13 protein-coding genes, 1 tRNA gene and 2 pseudogenes are annotated in these 16,021 nt (G+C 39.6%); 6 read left to right on the top strand and 10 right to left on the bottom strand.

Features of this window, described 5'->3' with window-relative positions:
• Positions 1 to 6 precede the first annotated feature (6 nt).
• Positions 7 to 945 carry an ABC transporter permease gene (locus tag PGQ33_RS03785; RefSeq protein ID WP_117822661.1) on the bottom strand — a complete coding sequence of 313 codons (939 nt, stop codon included), beginning with the start codon at positions 943 to 945 and terminating at the stop codon, positions 7 to 9.
• A 225-nt stretch (positions 946 to 1,170) separates the two neighbouring features.
• On the opposite strand from PGQ33_RS03785, the gene PGQ33_RS03780 reads away from it, so the two are divergent.
• Positions 1,171 to 2,196 carry a LacI family DNA-binding transcriptional regulator gene (locus PGQ33_RS03780; RefSeq protein ID WP_117822659.1) on the top strand — a complete coding sequence of 342 codons (1,026 nt, stop codon included), beginning with the start codon at positions 1,171 to 1,173 and terminating at the stop codon, positions 2,194 to 2,196.
• Positions 2,197 to 2,328: 132 nt separating this feature from the next.
• Here PGQ33_RS03780 and PGQ33_RS03775 read toward each other — a convergent pair.
• Together PGQ33_RS03775 and PGQ33_RS03770 are read right to left on the bottom strand one after the other, a co-directional pair.
• Positions 2,329 to 2,793 (bottom strand): annotated as a pseudogene (locus PGQ33_RS03775) (AAA family ATPase); the annotation flags it as partial.
• Positions 2,787 to 3,086, bottom strand: a pseudogene (locus PGQ33_RS03770) (MATE family efflux transporter); the annotation flags it as partial. The pseudogenes PGQ33_RS03775 and PGQ33_RS03770, both read right to left, overlap by 7 nt.
• Before the next feature lie 228 nt (positions 3,087 to 3,314).
• On the opposite strand from PGQ33_RS03770, the gene PGQ33_RS03765 reads away from it, so the two are divergent.
• Positions 3,315 to 4,538 carry a M28 family metallopeptidase gene (locus PGQ33_RS03765; RefSeq protein WP_270205292.1) on the top strand — a complete coding sequence of 408 codons (1,224 nt, stop codon included), beginning with the start codon at positions 3,315 to 3,317 and terminating at the stop codon, positions 4,536 to 4,538.
• A 280-nt stretch (positions 4,539 to 4,818) separates the two neighbouring features.
• On the opposite strand, the gene PGQ33_RS03760 is transcribed toward PGQ33_RS03765, so the two are convergent.
• A tRNA-Gly gene (locus PGQ33_RS03760) sits at positions 4,819 to 4,889 on the bottom strand.
• Between the two features lie 203 nt (positions 4,890 to 5,092).
• On the opposite strand from PGQ33_RS03760, the gene PGQ33_RS03755 reads away from it, so the two are divergent.
• Positions 5,093 to 5,917, top strand: coding sequence for a polysaccharide deacetylase family protein (locus PGQ33_RS03755; protein ID WP_270205291.1), 825 nt, complete (start codon positions 5,093 to 5,095; stop codon positions 5,915 to 5,917).
• Between the two features lie 33 nt (positions 5,918 to 5,950).
• Here the strand turns inward: PGQ33_RS03755 and PGQ33_RS03750 are convergent, their stop codons facing one another.
• The gene (locus PGQ33_RS03750; RefSeq protein ID WP_270205290.1) at positions 5,951 to 6,745 is read right to left on the bottom strand and encodes a Cof-type HAD-IIB family hydrolase; all 795 of its coding nucleotides are present in this window, start codon (positions 6,743 to 6,745) and stop codon (positions 5,951 to 5,953) included.
• Positions 6,746 to 6,922: 177 nt separating this feature from the next.
• On the opposite strand from PGQ33_RS03750, the gene PGQ33_RS03745 reads away from it, so the two are divergent.
• Together PGQ33_RS03745 and PGQ33_RS03740 are read left to right on the top strand one after the other, a co-directional pair.
• Entirely contained in the window at positions 6,923 to 7,270 is a 348-nt protein-coding gene (locus tag PGQ33_RS03745; protein WP_117555423.1) for a DUF6465 family protein, read from the top strand.
• Between the two features lie 11 nt (positions 7,271 to 7,281).
• Entirely contained in the window at positions 7,282 to 7,530 is a 249-nt protein-coding gene (locus PGQ33_RS03740) for a hypothetical protein (RefSeq protein WP_270205289.1), read from the top strand.
• A gap of 59 nt (positions 7,531 to 7,589) precedes the next feature.
• Here PGQ33_RS03740 and PGQ33_RS03735 read toward each other — a convergent pair whose 3' ends face one another.
• The 5 genes from PGQ33_RS03735 to PGQ33_RS03715 are packed head-to-tail and all read right to left on the bottom strand — an operon-like array spanning position 7,590 to position 14,645.
• Positions 7,590 to 9,425, bottom strand: a complete 1,836-nt coding sequence (locus PGQ33_RS03735; RefSeq protein ID WP_270205288.1) for an alpha-amylase family protein — start codon at positions 9,423 to 9,425, stop codon at positions 7,590 to 7,592.
• Between the two features lie 2 nt (positions 9,426 to 9,427).
• A complete protein-coding gene (locus PGQ33_RS03730) occupies positions 9,428 to 11,611 on the bottom strand; it encodes an alpha-galactosidase (protein WP_270205287.1) in 2,184 nt (727 codons plus the stop codon).
• Positions 11,612 to 11,638: 27 nt separating this feature from the next.
• On the bottom strand, positions 11,639 to 12,481 hold the full coding sequence (locus PGQ33_RS03725) for a carbohydrate ABC transporter permease (RefSeq protein ID WP_117555417.1): 843 nt from the start codon (positions 12,479 to 12,481) through the stop codon (positions 11,639 to 11,641).
• Positions 12,481 to 13,356, bottom strand: coding sequence for a carbohydrate ABC transporter permease (locus PGQ33_RS03720; protein WP_117555415.1), 876 nt, complete (start codon positions 13,354 to 13,356; stop codon positions 12,481 to 12,483). The genes PGQ33_RS03725 and PGQ33_RS03720 overlap by 1 nt, the downstream gene beginning before the upstream one ends.
• A 14-nt stretch (positions 13,357 to 13,370) precedes the next feature.
• Positions 13,371 to 14,645, bottom strand: a complete 1,275-nt coding sequence (locus PGQ33_RS03715; protein ID WP_270205286.1) for an ABC transporter substrate-binding protein — start codon at positions 14,643 to 14,645, stop codon at positions 13,371 to 13,373.
• 292 nt (positions 14,646 to 14,937) lie between these two features.
• On the opposite strand from PGQ33_RS03715, the gene PGQ33_RS03710 reads away from it, so the two are divergent.
• Positions 14,938 to 15,789, top strand: coding sequence for an AraC family transcriptional regulator (locus PGQ33_RS03710; RefSeq protein ID WP_270205285.1), 852 nt, complete (start codon positions 14,938 to 14,940; stop codon positions 15,787 to 15,789).
• Positions 15,790 to 16,021: the final 232 nt, after the last annotated feature.

Here is a 16,021-nt window from a genome sequence, read left to right as displayed (position 1 = left end):
TCTTTCCTATAATCCTTCTCCGTCATTCAGTTTCTTAACAACCCAGTTTACAAAAATCAGCAAGATAACATTTACAACAGAATTGAAAAGACCTACTGCTGTAGAATATCCATAATCTCCATTCAAAAGTCCGATACGGTATACATATGTAGACAGGATTTCTGATGCTGGCAAGTTCATATCTGTCTGTAACGCATAAGCTTTTTCAAAACCTATACTCATAATATTTCCGGCCTGTAAGATAAACTGAATTACAATAATATTTTTAATTGCCGGCAGCTCTACATACCAAATCTGCTGCAGAAGATTCGCTCCATCCATGATGGCTGCTTCTTCCAGCTCCTTGCTGGCATTTGCCAATGCTGCTGTGTACATAATAGATGACCATCCTGCCGCCTGCCAGATTCCACTTGCAATATAGATTGTCCGAAATGCAGAAGGCATTGTCATCCAGTTTGTACTGATTCCGAGTACTTTATTCAGCGGTCCTACAGGTGATAAAAGCATACGGACCATACCACAGAGTACAATGACTGAAATAAAGTTCGGCATATAGATCAAAAGCTGGACTTTCTTCTTAATTCCTGTCTTTCGGATACGATTCAGAAGCAATGCAAGAATAATCGGAACCGGAAAGCCCCACAGCAATCCGTAGATACTCAATTTTAATGTATTCATCAGATAGTTCATAAAATCCGGTGAAGATAAAAATCGTCTGAAATACTCAAGTCCGACCCAGGGACTCCCAAGAATTCCTTTGATTACATTGTAGTCTTCAAAAGCAATCAGAAGACCACCCATCGGGAGATACTTAAAAATAATTGTCAGCAAAAGTCCCGGCATCAGGAAGAAAAGATATAACTGCCAGTTTTTCTTCACATAAGTCATCTTTTCTCTCCAGGTTCGCTTACTTACAGACTTTGCTTGGTTTTGCATTCTTTTCATGCATTTCTTCCTCCATTCCTTTAACTTATCGTGCAAAACCGGTTAAGTAACCGGTTACTTTATGATTTGATAATACTATATCCATCTCACTCTGTCAACACTTTTATGCACTAAAATAACCGGTTACGTAATCGGTTATTTTTCCATTGCGTTTTTCCATGAGAATTGCTATACTAAAGAATATTATAGACTATTAGCCGTCATATTGAAGGAGATTCAACTTTTATGAGTAAAAAACAGGTAACTTTTGCAGATATTGCAGAATACACAAATTTTTCAAAGACTACAATATCAAGATACTTCAATCATCCTGATTCTCTTACCTTAGAAAATCAGGAAAAGATTTCACAGGCTCTTGACACACTTGGATATAAAAAGAATAAGCTGGCAAAGGTCCTGGCGAATGGAAAAAGTGAATTTATCGGAATCATTGTTCCAAACCTCTACCTGCACTATTATTCTGAGATGCTGACACAATTTCTTTCCAGCTACAGAGATTATCATTATAAATTTCTTGTTTTCGCCAGCGAACATGGAGCTGAAGAAGAACAACAGTACATTGAGGAACTTCTATCTTATCAGATTGAGGGACTGATTGTTTTAAGTCACACGCTTCCATCCGAGAAGCTCGCTTCCTATCAGATTCCTGTCATCGCAATTGAACGTGAAGCAGAACATATCAGCAGTGTCAATACCGATAACTATATGGGCGCACTTCAGGCTACTTCCCTGTTGATCCGGGATAAATGTGACATATTGATTCATATAAATGTCAATGTGGATAAATCCATCCCAGCTTATGACCGCATCCGGGCCTTTCAGGAAACTTGTGAAGAATATCATGTTCCATATGATATCGATCTGAGTGTAGAAGGTAATTCTTATCATGAGATTTTAAATGTGATCCGGGAGATTTTTAATAAGATAGAAGCAAAATACCCAGATCAAAAAAAAGGTATCTTTCTTGCGAATGATACCTATGCCAATATGTTTCTTAATTTAATTTTCCAAAAATACGGAACCTTTCCTTCAACTTATGAGATTGTTGGATTTGACAATTCCCCGATTGCCAGCGAGGCAATCCTTCCAATCACAACCGTTGGCCAGCAGATTGATGTAATTGCCAAAACCGCCATGGATCTTCTGGTCCGACAGATGGATGAGCAGAAAAAGCGTGCTCCCAAACCATTGGGCGAACCTATTCACAAACAAATTACACCTGTATTGATCCGCCGTAATACAACACAATAGTTTATTTTTCCAGATTAAAAAACACTTTCTGCTACCACTAGGTTTCCTATATTATTTTAACATCCAAGTTATATGCAAAAAACAAGAAGTTTTTAAGGTTAAACCGTAAAAACTTCTTGTTTTTACAATTTTTTACACCCCTAAACATTCCATAATGATCTTCTCACATCTGTCATATCCAAGCTGCGAACTGTTCAGACATAAGGTATAATTGCTGGCTTTTCCCCATTTCTGATCTGTGTAAAAATTATAATTTGTCATACGCCTTTTATCTGTATCTGCCAGCATTTTGGCAGCTTCCTTTTCACCGACATGATATAACTGACCGATACGCTGTATTTTTTCCGGCATATTCCCATGAATAAACACATTTAGCACATCCTCCCTGTCTTTCAGGATATAATCTGCATTTCTTCCAATGATCACACAAGATTCTTTCTCTGCTATATCTAAAATCACTTTTCTCTGTGCCTCGTATACCATATCTTCTACTGATTTTCCTGTAATGTCACGTCCTGCAAATGCATAGGCAAATAATCCTTTCTTCGGTGATAATTCTGCATTTTCCTTGATGTATTCCGGTGATAAACCAGACTGTTACCAGCTACCTTCGCAGCTTTTTTCCTGTTCCCCTGTCCAAGTGTCCTTGCCAGAAGTGCATTGGTTCCTACACCGGTTCCGATTCCTACTGCTACCATGAGCATCTGCACCGGAAATACCAGAGTCAAAGCATTTAATGCTGCTTCACTGCCTGCTTTCATATTTCCTACAAATGCACTGTCTACGATATTATAGACTGCCTGTAATGCCATGGATAAGATCATCGGGATCCCCATTTGGACCATCAGCTTATTCACCGGCATCTCCTTCATCTTGTTGCTTTCTACCATTTTGTTTTAACTCCTCTCTTTTTGGCACAAAAAAAATATCTTGCAAATTCTGTTTCAGATGGTGCAAAGGCAATTGACTTTTCTATCACAGAAGAAAAACAGCTGTTAGCAATATAAGAAAAAAATACGAACGATACTTAAAACCGTGCTACTAAACTTGTCGGGATTTTGCTATAATGTATGTCAGAAGGAGAAATCTGAAAAAAGAAGAAAAGGAGTATTTTTGAGATGGATTTACAGCAGATTTTTAACGACACGGATTTTGTCCATACAAGTGGGACAAAAGAAGAATTGCAGGTTGCAGGATATCTGAAAATGCATTGTGAGAACATGGGGGTTCCGGCACAGATCGAAGGTTTTCGCGTGGCAATGGGCGATATTGAAGAGGTTCATTTGTATGCAGATGGGGAAGAGATAACATGCAAGGCTTTTTCCTGCTGCGGAAGCGGTGTGGCAGAAGGAGAGCTGTATTACATGCCGGGAACAGATCCAGTATCGATTGCAGGAGCCAAAGACAAGATTGTTCTGATGGACACACAGGGATTTGGATTCTTTACTTACCGGGATCTGATGAAGGCAGGTGCAAAGGCAATTCTCTGCCAGTATGGTAACTTATATTATCCACAGCAGGATATTGACCAGAGAGATCTTCGGGAAGCAGTTGTCGGAGAAGAAAAGAAAGTCCTTTGTGCAATGATTCATACAGGAGATGCGGTTAAGCTGGTAAAAAATCATGCGAAAAAGATGCGGTTAGAGATTAAGCAGAAGGAATATGACGGAGAATCCCATAATGTGATCGCAGAACTTCCGGGAAAAAAGGAAGAGTGGATCATGCTTAGTGCACATTATGATACAACCGCTCTTTCACATGGTGCTTATGACAATATGAGTGGATGTGCAGGACTTCTCGGAATTATGGAATACATGAAAGACAAAGAACGCAATTACGGTCTTCGCTTTGTGTTCTGCGGAAGCGAGGAACGTGGTTTATTAGGATCGAAAGCTTATGTGAAAGATCATGAGGCAGAGCTGGATAAAATCGTATTCAACATCAATCTTGATATGATCGGAACCTATATGGGTAAATTCATTGCATGCGTGTCAGCAGAAGAGAAGCTTTCTCATTACATCAGCTATATGTCAGCGGAAATTGGATTCCCGATAGCTTCTGAGACAGGCGTGTACCCCAGTGATTCCACTCCATTTGCAGATAAAGGTGTACCGGCAGTCTCATTTGCCCGTCTTGCAAGCGGAAATGTTGCACCGATCCATTGCCGGTACGATGTGAAGGCTGTGATGTCCATGGAGCAGCTGCAGAAAGATATTCATTTCCTGAGTTTATTTACAAATCGTTTCACAAACGCTGTGGTATGCCCGGTGAAGAGAGAAATTCCGGAAAATATCAAAAAAGAATTAGATGAATATCTTTTCCGTAAAAGAAAAGAGAATTAAATGAAAGGAAGAACTGTCGCAGTGTAAGAAAAATTTATTTGACTTTTGAAAAAACTGGAAATATAATTATAGCAGACGAGTAGCAGGTAAGCGTAAATCCAGTTTAGCAGCTACTCGTTTTTTGCTTTGTTAAAATAATATATTTGCTATGAAAAAAGTGTGTAGCTTGTCAGCGTAAGTCCAGCTTATAAGACAAGATGCGCACTTTTTTGTGCCAAAAAAAGAACCGCCCTGATCGTTTCATCAACCATCTGAGGTTCTTCTTTTTACGCATAACAAAAGCGGGTGATGGGAATCGAACCCACGTATCCAGCTTGGAAGGCTGGTGTTCTACCATTGAACTACACCCGCGTCTTAAAGACAAATAATATAATATCACATCTCAGAAAAAATGCAAGTCTTTTTTTCATTTTTTGATCACTTTTTTGATCACTTTGATTACTTTTTGTCCACTTTATTTACTGACCTCTATTTTATCTATTTCGGTTCTTTTCCTTCCATTTCCACATATATTTTATCAATCACCTGTTTTCTATCCGATCGGAGTTCCTTTTATGTTTTCCAGATTAAAATCAAAAAATATTATACGGATCTGTTTTCTTTTCCTCGCGGCTTTCTTTGTGGGAATCGGCGCTGCATTTCTGCATGATCATTTCTTTTCAGCCGCTGTTCCCACCTCTTCTGAAGGCAACTGGGGGCTCAGCTTCCAAACTGATGGGGATCCCCCTGTCGGCAATGCCACATTTGACGAGTTGAAAAAATTTGATGCCTTTTACGCACAGGACACCGGCGAAAAGGTAATCTACCTTACTTTCGATGCCGGTTATGAAAATGGAAATACACCGGCCATTCTGGAAGCTCTTACGAAACATCAGGCTCCGGCAACGTTCTTCGTCGTCGGCACACTTCTGGAAAGCAATCCAGAACTTATCAAACAGATCCTCGCTGCCGGTAACACCATCGGCAACCACACCTGGCATCACAAAGACATGTCACAGATTTCTACAATGGAATCCTTTTCTGAAGAAATCCAGACAGTTGAAAAACTGTATCAGCAGATCACCGGACAGGAAATTTCCAGATTTTATCGTCCACCACAAGGCAAATACAGCGAAGCCAACCTGAAAATGGCACAGGATCTTGGCTATCATACCTTCTTCTGGAGTCTCGCCTACGTCGACTGGTATCAGGATAGCCAGCCATCCCACGAAGAGGCTTTTGAAAAGCTGCTTGGGAGGATCCATCCCGGTGCCATCGTTTTACTCCACAGTACGTCCTCTACAAACGCTGAAATCTTAGATGAACTTCTCACCAAATGGGAAGAAATGGGTTATCATTTTGCTTCTCTTGATGACCTTATAAAAGCTACTGCATCTTAGGAATTTTTCTCTGTAACTTTACCGGAGGATTCTCTAATCGATCAGTCCATATTTCTTCATCGCATAAGCAATTCCATCTTCTTCAACGGTCTTTGTCACAAATTCTGTATAAGGTTCCAGCACCTGGTCATGCGCGCCCATCGCAATCGCATGCCCGGCATGCCGGAACATTGCCAGATCATTGCTGCTGTCTCCAAATACATATGACTGATCTCTCGTCATTCCAAACTGCTCCAGTACCCAGTCAATCGCAGTTCCTTTTGTATAGCCCTTGAGGATACATTCAAATGTATTACTTCCACGGTCGATTACTTCCATATCATCTTTGATAAATTCAAAAAATGCTTTTTCATCACTTTTTTCATCCGTATAAATAAAGATTTTATCATATGGACATCTTCTCTGCTCCATATAACACTCGATTCCAAGTCCACGGTTATTCATGTATTTTTTTGTATTTTCCAATCTGTCAAATCTTGAAACTCTTGAAGTGAAATACACATCTTCTGCTCCCTCAAAAATCCCATCAATCTGACATTTTGTCATATAATCAGCGATCTCATCGCCCCTCTCCGGATCCAGATGCTTTTCAAAAATAACTTCTTCATCAAATGTAAAATAAATCCCACATCCACACAGATATCCATCAAATGGAAGTTTTTTCAGTTCCACCGGGACACTGCAGTACGTTCTTCCTGTATTGATAAACAAAAAATGTCCTGCGTCGTGTGCCCTTTTAAGTGCATCTACCGTACTTGCGGGAATCTCTTTTGTAATTTCACTGAGTACGGTTCCATCAATATCAAAAAATAATGCTGCTCTATTCATTCTACCTCTTCCTCCCGATTATACTCCAATTACACGATACTCATTATACTCATATCTCACCATTATGCGCAACCCTTTTTCATTTTCTGCAAAATATCTGTGATAAATACCATTTTGACTTCTCCATATAAAAGTAATATAATAGATGTTGTACAATTTGAAAAAGGGGTAATAATAATGAATAAAAGAATCGATAAGAAAAAACAGAAAAGAACACTTGAATCAGCAGTAACTGCTACAGCTACATCATCAGCACCGGCTACAGCAACTCCTGTTGTAGAGATAAAAGAAGTTGTAAAAGAAGTCAAAGTACCAGTAGAAGTTCCTGCCAAAAATCCTGCATTCTATGTTCAGTACCAGAGTGCAGAATATACTGTAGCCGCTATCACAGAACGTGTGATTGCTGACTGCAATGCAAAGGGACACGCTGTAGAAACTCCGGAAGCTCTCTCCATTTATCTGAAACCAGAAGACAAAAAAGCATATTACACCCTTGGAGGGTTCAATGGATATATTGAATTATAAAGGAGTATTTTATGGCGCTTAACTTTCAACAGCTTGGAATGCTTGCAAAACTGAAATCCGCATTTTCCACTTTTCAACAGGAGCATCCTAAATTTATGCCTTTTATTCATGCAGTAAAAGGAGATGCATGCCGCAAAGACAGCATCATCGAAATCTCCATCAAATCTCCGGAAGGACGGAATTATACCACTAATTTCCGTGTTACCGAAAAGGATTTGGAACTTATCCAGATGCTGAAAGATATGCAGGAAAACCAATAAAGTAAAAAAAGCAGGTAAGAAAGGATAAAATTTCTTACCTGCTCTTTTTCTATCTTACTTTAGCATTTCTTTGCTAATACAAAGGAATGGCCTTCCATTTTTATTGCCTGAAGGCTGACTTTTTTACCGGTATATAAATCCATATACTCTCCCTCTTCTTCGATCCAGGCTGTCCGGTCCTCTTCTGCGAAATTAAAAAGTGCTGTCATCTGCTCGCCCTCCAGTTCCCGCACAACTCCAAGGATTCCATTTTCCCAGGTATCAAGCGTCCAGACATTTGCCGATGCGTCAAATACTTTTTCCTTACTTCGAATGGATCTAAGTTTTCCAATTCCATCAAACAGTTCTTTTTGTACCGTTCCTTTTCTCTTTCGTCCGTCTGCCAGCTTCCAGTCAAATTTTCCTCTGTGGATATACCTGGAATCAACCCGTTTTTCCGGATCATTTTTATAAGTATAATCATTTACCTGACCAATCTCATCTCCACTGTAAAGCATTGGAATTCCGGATTGCACCATCATATATGCATGCAGCATCAGATCAAATCTGACTGCTCTTTTTTTCTTTTCTTCATTTTGTTCAAATCCGGCACTTTCAATTCCACACATGGAAGCTGTCGTTGCACAGAATCTGGCATCTCCTGTTATCGGATCTTCATTATAAAGTTCCCCGCGGCTCACACTTTCTGCGATTTTTCCTGTGAAAAAGTCATTCAGATATCTTTTGTGTGGGACTTCCTGCATTCCCCAACCAGAAAGAGTCTGAAAATCCAGTCCCCATCCAATATCATCATGACATCTGAGGTAATTTAAGAAAGTATACTCTTTCGGAAGGTTGTTCATAATATCAAGCTGCATCCGTAAAAGTCTGGTATCTCTCGTCGCAACCGTATTCCATGTAGTAGCCATCATGGTTACATTATAAAGCATATGACATTCCGGCTTTTCTATGGTACCAAAATAAGGGACAACCTTTTCCGGTTCCATCACAACTTCCCCCAATAATACAACCGACGGGCACACAATCTCCCCGATCATACGCATCATCCTGACTATCGTGTGTACCTGTGGAAGATTTCTGCAGCTTGTCCCCATTTCCTTCCAGATATAAGGAACTGCATCGATCCGCAGAATGTCAATCCCCTGATTGACCAGGAAAAGGAAATTATACATCATTTCGTTAAACACCCTCGGATTCTTATAATTCAGATCCCACTGGTAAGGATAAAAGGTAGTCAACACGTAGTGTCCGATTTCAGGAAGCCAGGTGAAATTCCCCGGTGCAGTTTCCGGAAATACCTGTGGCACTGTTTTCTCATATTCTCTGACATAGTTTTCATTGTCACAGAAAAAATACCGGCTCATATATTCGCCTTCACCCATTCTTGCCTTCTGTGCCCATTCATGATCTTCGGAAGTATGGTTCATTACAAAATCCATACACAGATTCATGTCTTTTTCATGGCAGGCTTCAGCCAGATCTGCAAGGTCTTCTATGGTTCCAAGTTCCGGCTTTACTTTTCTGAAATCCGCAACCGCATAGCCTCCATCGGATCTTCCCTTTGGCGAATCGAGAAACGGCATCAGATGAACACAGTTTACACCACATTCTTCCAGATACTTAAGCTTTCCTTTGACTCCTCTTAAATTTCCGGCGAAATTATCAATATACAACATCATTCCCAGCATGTTTTTTTTACGATACCACGCCTGATCCTTTTCCTTCTCCAGATCTCTCTTTCGAAGTTTCGCATTTCTTGCTTGATAGTAATTCTTCATCTGTTCACAGAGCTCTGCAAACATTGCTTCATTATCATATAATTCCATATAGAGCCAGCGAAGCTCATCCATATGCTTCGCCAGTCTCTTTTCAAAAATATCATTTGCTTTTCTCATTTTTATTCAACCATTTCCAGATAAATCTGATATGCTTTGTATTCACCAAATTCAAGAGGCATCGGAATTCCAACTTCCATCAGAGCCTCTGCTGGATAAATTTTTCCGGTTCTTGAATCTTTATAGAATTGTCCGGCACGCAGACCTTTCAGTTTCGCATAATTTACTGTCATATTTCCATGGATTTCAAGCATAACTACATTTACGAGTACTTCTTTCCCATCTTCTGATGCAAATTCCCATGCGCCGATTTCTTCTGCGAATGGATTACTCAGTCGATAGTAAAGTCCATTTTGTACAAGTTGTGCGTATTTTTTGTATTCTACTATCTGTTCCCGGATCTCTCCGCACTCTTCATCTGTCATTTTCGCCGGATCCAGTTCATAGCCGAAGGTTCCTGCCATAGCACAGACACCTCTTGTATGGAGTGATGTCTTTCTTCCTGTCTGATGATTCGGAACTGCAGATACGTGGGATCCAACTGCTGATATCGGATACCCAAAGGATGTTCCGTATTGGATTCTTACACGATCCACTGCATCGGTATTGTCACTGCACCAGATCTGTGGTGTATAATACAGCATTCCCGCGTCAAAACGACCTCCACCACCACTGCATCCTTCGATCAGAAGGTCTGGATAGCGGCTGATAATACGCTCCAGGAAATCATAAAGCCCAAGTATGTAGTCATACTGCACACTACCCTGTTCTTCTGCTGTTCTAGAATATACTTCTGCCATACTTCGGTTCATATCCCATTTTACATATTCGATATTTCCCTGATCGAGTACCTGACACATCTGCTCATAAACAGCATCCACAACTTCTTTTCTCGAAAAATCAAGGATCAGCTGGTTTCTTCCTTTTACCGGTTTTCTTCCCGGAATCTGAATTGCCCAGTCCGGATGTTCACGGTAAAAATCACTGTCTTCATTTACCATCTCCGGCTCAAACCAGAGCCCGAATTTAACACCTAATGCATTGATCCTGCTGATCAGGTCACCGAGACTTCCCTGCAGCTTTTCTTCATTTACCTTCCAGTCGCCAAGTCCACTGTTGTCATCATTTCTACTTCCAAACCATCCATCGTCCAGTACAACCATATCGATTCCCAGATCCTTTGCCTGCTCGGCAAGATGATAGATATCTTCTCCTGTAAAATCAAAATAGCATGCTTCCCAGCTGTTGATCAGTATCGGTCTAACTTTTTCTTTATATTTTCCGCGACACAGATTTTTACGGATACATCTCTGCAGATTCTGGGAAAGCTTTCCAAGTCCCTGACTGCTACAAGTTAACATAACTTCCGGGATTACAAATTCCTCTCCTTTTTCCAGCGGATAAGAAAACTGTTCTTCCTGCAGTCCCATCTGCATTCTTGTCTGCCCAAACTGATCTTTTTCTACTTCTGCTTTAAATCCTCCGCTATATACAAAAGACATTCCATAACAGGTACCGGCATCTTCTGTCGTTTCTTTTTCTGCCAGTATCATCATCGGATTGTACTGATGGCTTGAGGTTCCTCTGCGGCTTCCAATTACAAAAGCTCCATGTCCTGCCGGTGTTCTCTGCATATTTCTTTCCATCGCATGGCGGCCGTAAAAAGAAATGATATCAAACTCACCATGAACAAAATCAATACATGCTGCCTGTGCTTTTGTCAGTCTGATTTTATCTTCTTCTGTATTGATTACTTTTGCACTTCTTGTGATCACATCATACTCCGGAAGAACTCCATAAAGTAATTCTACCTGTAATCCTGTCACCTGATCTTTCATATAAATGATCAGAGTCTGGGCTTCCTCTTCTGCAGCATAAACTGCCGGAAGCCCCTTCAAATTGTATTTTCCATCACAAATCTCATATCCCTGATATCTAAGATCGCATCCAAAAGAACCATCTGCATTTACAAGGTCAAGCACCGGACTCCTGAAATCTCCTGTCAGTCGGCATGGAAATTCCTGCGGCAGCACATCAAGGGAATATGTTCTGTCATTTCCTGCATCCTGCGGATTTCCAGAGAAGCCACGGTCTGCATAGGTCAGAAGATAGTCCATAACTCCATCTGTCTTTCTTCCATAATATAAATGCAGTAAAAATCCATATGCATCAATCTGCATCTGATACGTTGTATTATGGGTATGTAATGTAAATGTTCTTGCTTTCTCGTTGTATATGATTCCCATGTTCTTCTCCTTAAGCTTCTGTCAAATTTATTTTACTGCTCCATTTACAACACCGTTCAGAATCTGTTTCTGGCAGATCAGATAGAAAATCAAAATCGGAAGCAGTGCCAGTAAATAGGACGCAAATGCAAGATTATAATTGGTTCCAAACTGTGTCTGGAATGTCATCTGTGCAAGTGGCAGTGTGTTCACATCGCTACCTGCCAGAATTACAAGTGGTGTCATAACATCATTCCATGTACCAAGTGCTGTGAGTACCGCTACTGTTGCATGCATCGGTTTCATGATCGGAAAAATAACACTCCAATAAGTTTTCCAGGTTGTTGCCCCGTCTACATGTGCAGCCTCTTCCAGTGCCATCGGAATATTTTTCAGATAACCGGAATATAAGAGCACATTCATCGGCATATAAAATACAAGATAACACAAAATAACACCGAAAATATTGTCAATTCCCATCTGTGCCGTCTGCTTCACAAGTGGCATCATCAAAATTGCAAATGGAACAAACATACCGCTTACAATATAAAGATAGGCTACTTTGTAAAATTTACTGGTACTTTTACTTCTTCCAATCACATAACCGATCATAGAATGAATCAGAATGGAAAGAACTACCGTTACAATCGTTATCAGCACACTGTTGCCCAGTGAATGCCAGAAATCTGTTACACGCATTGCTTCTGCAAAGTTAGAAAAGCTCCAGCTTTTTGGCAGTGATAAGATTCCGGAAATACTGTTTGTCATTTCCGACGGTTTCTTAAATGCAATCACAACTGTAAGATAAAGAGGAAAAATAACGGTTACAAGACCCAGAATCAATAAAATTGTGATTGGCCAGTTTACTCTTTCTTTCACCTTTACTTTCATTATAACTGTTCCTCCTTATTTCCCAAAAAGTTCATCTGTAATACAGAGATCACAACGATCACTACAAAGAACACAACTGCATTGGCACTCTGGAACCCAAACTGTCCTCCGGCCATACCATTGTTATAAATCAAAAATGAAATTGATTCTGTACTCTGCGCCGGGCCTCCTTTGGTAAGAGCCATGATCTGATCAAATACCATCAGAAAATTCTTCATGCAAAGTACCATATTGATGGTAAAGAATGGAAGGATCAGTGGAAATGTCAGATTCTTGAATTTTTTCCATCCGGTCGCTCCATCAAGAGAACCTGCTTCGTATACATCCTCCGGTACCGTCTGAAGTCCGGAAATATAAATAATCGTATTCATTGCAACAGACTGCCATGCACATACAATTACGATCGCAACCCATGCCCATTTTGAGCTCGCCAGGATACTGTCACCTTTTCCGCCCATCATTTTTACAACTGCCGGAAGAATATAAGTGAAAAAGTAATTGAAAATATAGCCCACTACAAGTGCTCCTAAAATATTTGGAACGAAATACATTCCTCTGAGTGCACTTTTAAATTTAATTTTACTGTTTAATCCAAGAGCTAAAACAAGACTTAACACATTTACAACTATTGTTGCAACAATTGCAAGCTTGAATGTAAACAGGTAGGATTTCCCGACTCTTGCATCAGTAAATAAATCTGCATAATTCCGAAGACCTACCCAGTCAAACTCGCCATATCCTCGAAAATTTGTAAAACTATAAATAACACCTTTAATAAGTGGCAGCGTATTAAAGCAGAAAAACAACGCAAGTATCGGTATCGTAATCAGTAAAAATGTCCGCTCTCTGCCATTCATCCTTTTCAATTTATTCATGATCTGTATCCCTCCTACTTGCCTGCTTCATAATCTTCCATCATACGAATGATATCCCTGTTATATCTGATCCAGTCTTTGTCAAATTTTTTCAGGAATGCGTCAACATCCTGGTTTATGAGAAATGTCTGGATTTGTGCATCGACTGCCATTTCTGACGGATAATAGTGATCCTGGTAATCCGCCATACGGTTATCCTGAATATATGGTTTCATATCTTCCAGTTCCGGAGCTAATGCAAAATCTTCGTCTTTACAAGGCACCGCATTCTGTGCATCTAAGTATGACTGGATACTATCATGATCCATCAGAAAATCAAGTACTTCATATGCCGCTTCTTTATTTTCACATGCATCCATCACGCAGAACTGAAGGTCTACTCCTGAATTTAATACATTGTCCTCTTCAGAATCATTAGCCGGCATAACAAAGGATCCGATATTCATATCCGGATTTACAGATTTGATCTGCGGAATTGCATAGCTTCCGATTGTATACATCGCTGATTCACCATTTGCAAATGCAGTACATGCATCGTTGTATCCGTATCCAAACGGTCCATCTTCACCATAATTTAACAATTCAAGCATTTTTTCTGCCACTTCCGGGTATTCTTTGGAGAAAGTTGTTTCTCCCTTATTCACCTGCTGACAAACATCGGATGGTGTAAGTCCGACTGTAAGTGCATTCCAAGGTGCAAGGCAGGTCCAGGTATCTTTATATCCAAAATAAAGTGGCTGGATTCCTTCATTCTGAATCTCCTCGCAAAGAGAAATAAATTCATCCCAGGTCTGCGGAATCTCCCATCCATGTTCCGCAAACATATCTTTGTTATAGAGCACTCCTGCCGCATTTGCCACATACGGAAGCCCATATGTTCCTTCTGTCGGAACAAACTCCAATCCTTCAATAATATCCAGATAAGCAGGTTTTACTTCACCAAGTCCTTCATAATCTGAAAGGTCAGCCAGTATTCCTGAATCAACAAAATACGAATAATTGATATCTCCTCCGATTCCGATAATATCCGGATAATCTTCTCTGATAAAACGTGTTTTCAAAATTGTTGTCGCATCATTTGGGGAAGATATTTTTAAATGGATATCATCATGTGTCTCATTAAATTCTTTTTCGAGCTGTTCAAATATATCTACCGCCTCTGGTTTGTACTGAACAAGTTCAATTTCCACTTTTCCGCTTTTTGGATTTTGCTGACATCCCTGTAATACAGCTGATGCCATCAGAATACAGGACATTCCCAAAACAATTGCTGCTCTTTTCCTTCTCATTTTTTCTCCTTCCTCACAGGTATATTCGTTTTTAGTTACCGCTCGATATATCAAGTGTTTTCTTTATAGTTGTATTATAACATACCATTATGCGACTATAAATATCATTGTATTTGAATTTTTATTCCAAAATGCTATTATTTTCCTCTTTTTTGCTAAATGCATAGCATTTTGGTATATTTTAGTTGCAATCTATTTATTAAATCAGTAGAATAAATATATATATCAACTGACTTAACATCTGCTAAACATCATTTTTTCACGGCAGAGCACCTATGAGAAAGGAATTATTATGAAAGAACTTATGTTTTCAGTATTTCCAAGCGAGAATTTTGTCGATCTTGGATTGTATCAGTTTGGTTACGAACAATGTGAACCGGCGCATAGTTTTGGTCCTGCCGTCCGTAATCATTTTCTTTTTCACTACATTATCTCCGGCACTGGAATTTTAATGGCAAATGATTCCCACGGTGTGACACAGACCTATCACGTAAAAAGTGGTCAGGGCTTTATGATTTTCCCCGGTCAGATCAATACCTATATCTCTGATGAAAAACTCCCCTGGGAATATACATGGATTGAATTTGACGGACTACGTGCAATGGAAACCATTGAACTTTCCGGACTTAGTTTGGATAATCCGATTTATAAAGCTACTTCTAAAGATCTTCGCGAAATACTGAAAGAAGAACTTCTCTATATTGCAAGCCACGGAGACGCAACACCTTTTCACCTCATCGGACATCTCTATCTTGCAATTGATGCTCTAATCCGTTCTACGGCTACTATGCAGACATCGAAAATCAGCCGCCTTCAGGATTTTTATATCCATGAAGCGTTATCCTACATAGAGCAGAATTTTCAAAACGATATTTCAGTTGAAAACATCGCTGCTGTATGCGGATTAAACCGCAGTTATTTCGGAAAAATTTTCAAAGACGGAATTGGAAAATCTCCTCAGGAATTTTTGTTGAATTATAGAATGATTAAAGCTGCTGAATTATTAAAACTGACAAAGCTTTCCATTAAAGATGTAGGTAATGCAGTCGGTTATCCCAACCAATTACATTTTTCCAGAGCATTTAAAAATATTTATGGAATATCGCCAAGAGACTGGCGTAATCAGAACAGACTTAAACAATAATAGAAAAAGAATGCTGCAGTTCAGACTGTGCATTCTTTTTTTATTATTTAATATGTAATAATAAAGAATGTGCCTAGGCTCGTAGTGCCTTTTATTTAACAGGAAGTTCCTACGGATTTTGCTATGCAATAAAAAAGCTGCAAACCCTTACGGTCTACAGCTCCCTTACTTTTTTCATGTACCTTCAAAACCACATACAAATTTAAATCTTTACTCCATCCATTTTCTTTAC

Source organism: Coprococcus sp. AM100_B19A, assembly GCF_027662015.1.
Lineage (GTDB): Bacteria > Bacillota > Clostridia > Lachnospirales > Lachnospiraceae > Allocoprococcus > Allocoprococcus comes.
Note: the sequence above shows the minus strand (reverse complement) of the source record. Positions and strands in the feature narration are given on the sequence as shown.

What these genes read in the sequence shown, in the direction of transcription:
- PGQ33_RS03755 (WP_270205291.1), top strand. Translation starts at nt 5,093, where the DNA reads ATGTTTTCCAGATTAAAATCAAAAAATATTATACGGATCTGTTTTCTT.
- PGQ33_RS03710 (WP_270205285.1), top strand. Translation starts at nt 14,938, where the DNA reads ATGAAAGAACTTATGTTTTCAGTATTTCCAAGCGAGAATTTTGTCGAT.
- PGQ33_RS03765 (WP_270205292.1), top strand. Translation starts at nt 3,315, where the DNA reads ATGGATTTACAGCAGATTTTTAACGACACGGATTTTGTCCATACAAGT.
- PGQ33_RS03750 (WP_270205290.1), bottom strand. Translation starts at nt 6,745, where the DNA reads ATGAATAGAGCAGCATTATTTTTTGATATTGATGGAACCGTACTCAGT.
- PGQ33_RS03780 (WP_117822659.1), top strand. Translation starts at nt 1,171, where the DNA reads ATGAGTAAAAAACAGGTAACTTTTGCAGATATTGCAGAATACACAAAT.
- PGQ33_RS03735 (WP_270205288.1), bottom strand. Translation starts at nt 9,425, where the DNA reads ATGAGAAAAGCAAATGATATTTTTGAAAAGAGACTGGCGAAGCATATG.
- PGQ33_RS03715 (WP_270205286.1), bottom strand. Translation starts at nt 14,645, where the DNA reads ATGAGAAGGAAAAGAGCAGCAATTGTTTTGGGAATGTCCTGTATTCTG.
- PGQ33_RS03730 (WP_270205287.1), bottom strand. Translation starts at nt 11,611, where the DNA reads ATGGGAATCATATACAACGAGAAAGCAAGAACATTTACATTACATACC.
- PGQ33_RS03720 (WP_117555415.1), bottom strand. Translation starts at nt 13,356, where the DNA reads ATGAATAAATTGAAAAGGATGAATGGCAGAGAGCGGACATTTTTACTG.
- PGQ33_RS03740 (WP_270205289.1), top strand. Translation starts at nt 7,282, where the DNA reads ATGGCGCTTAACTTTCAACAGCTTGGAATGCTTGCAAAACTGAAATCC.
- PGQ33_RS03725 (WP_117555417.1), bottom strand. Translation starts at nt 12,481, where the DNA reads ATGAAAGTAAAGGTGAAAGAAAGAGTAAACTGGCCAATCACAATTTTA.
- PGQ33_RS03745 (WP_117555423.1), top strand. Translation starts at nt 6,923, where the DNA reads ATGAATAAAAGAATCGATAAGAAAAAACAGAAAAGAACACTTGAATCA.
- PGQ33_RS03785 (WP_117822661.1), bottom strand. Translation starts at nt 945, where the DNA reads ATGAAAAGAATGCAAAACCAAGCAAAGTCTGTAAGTAAGCGAACCTGG.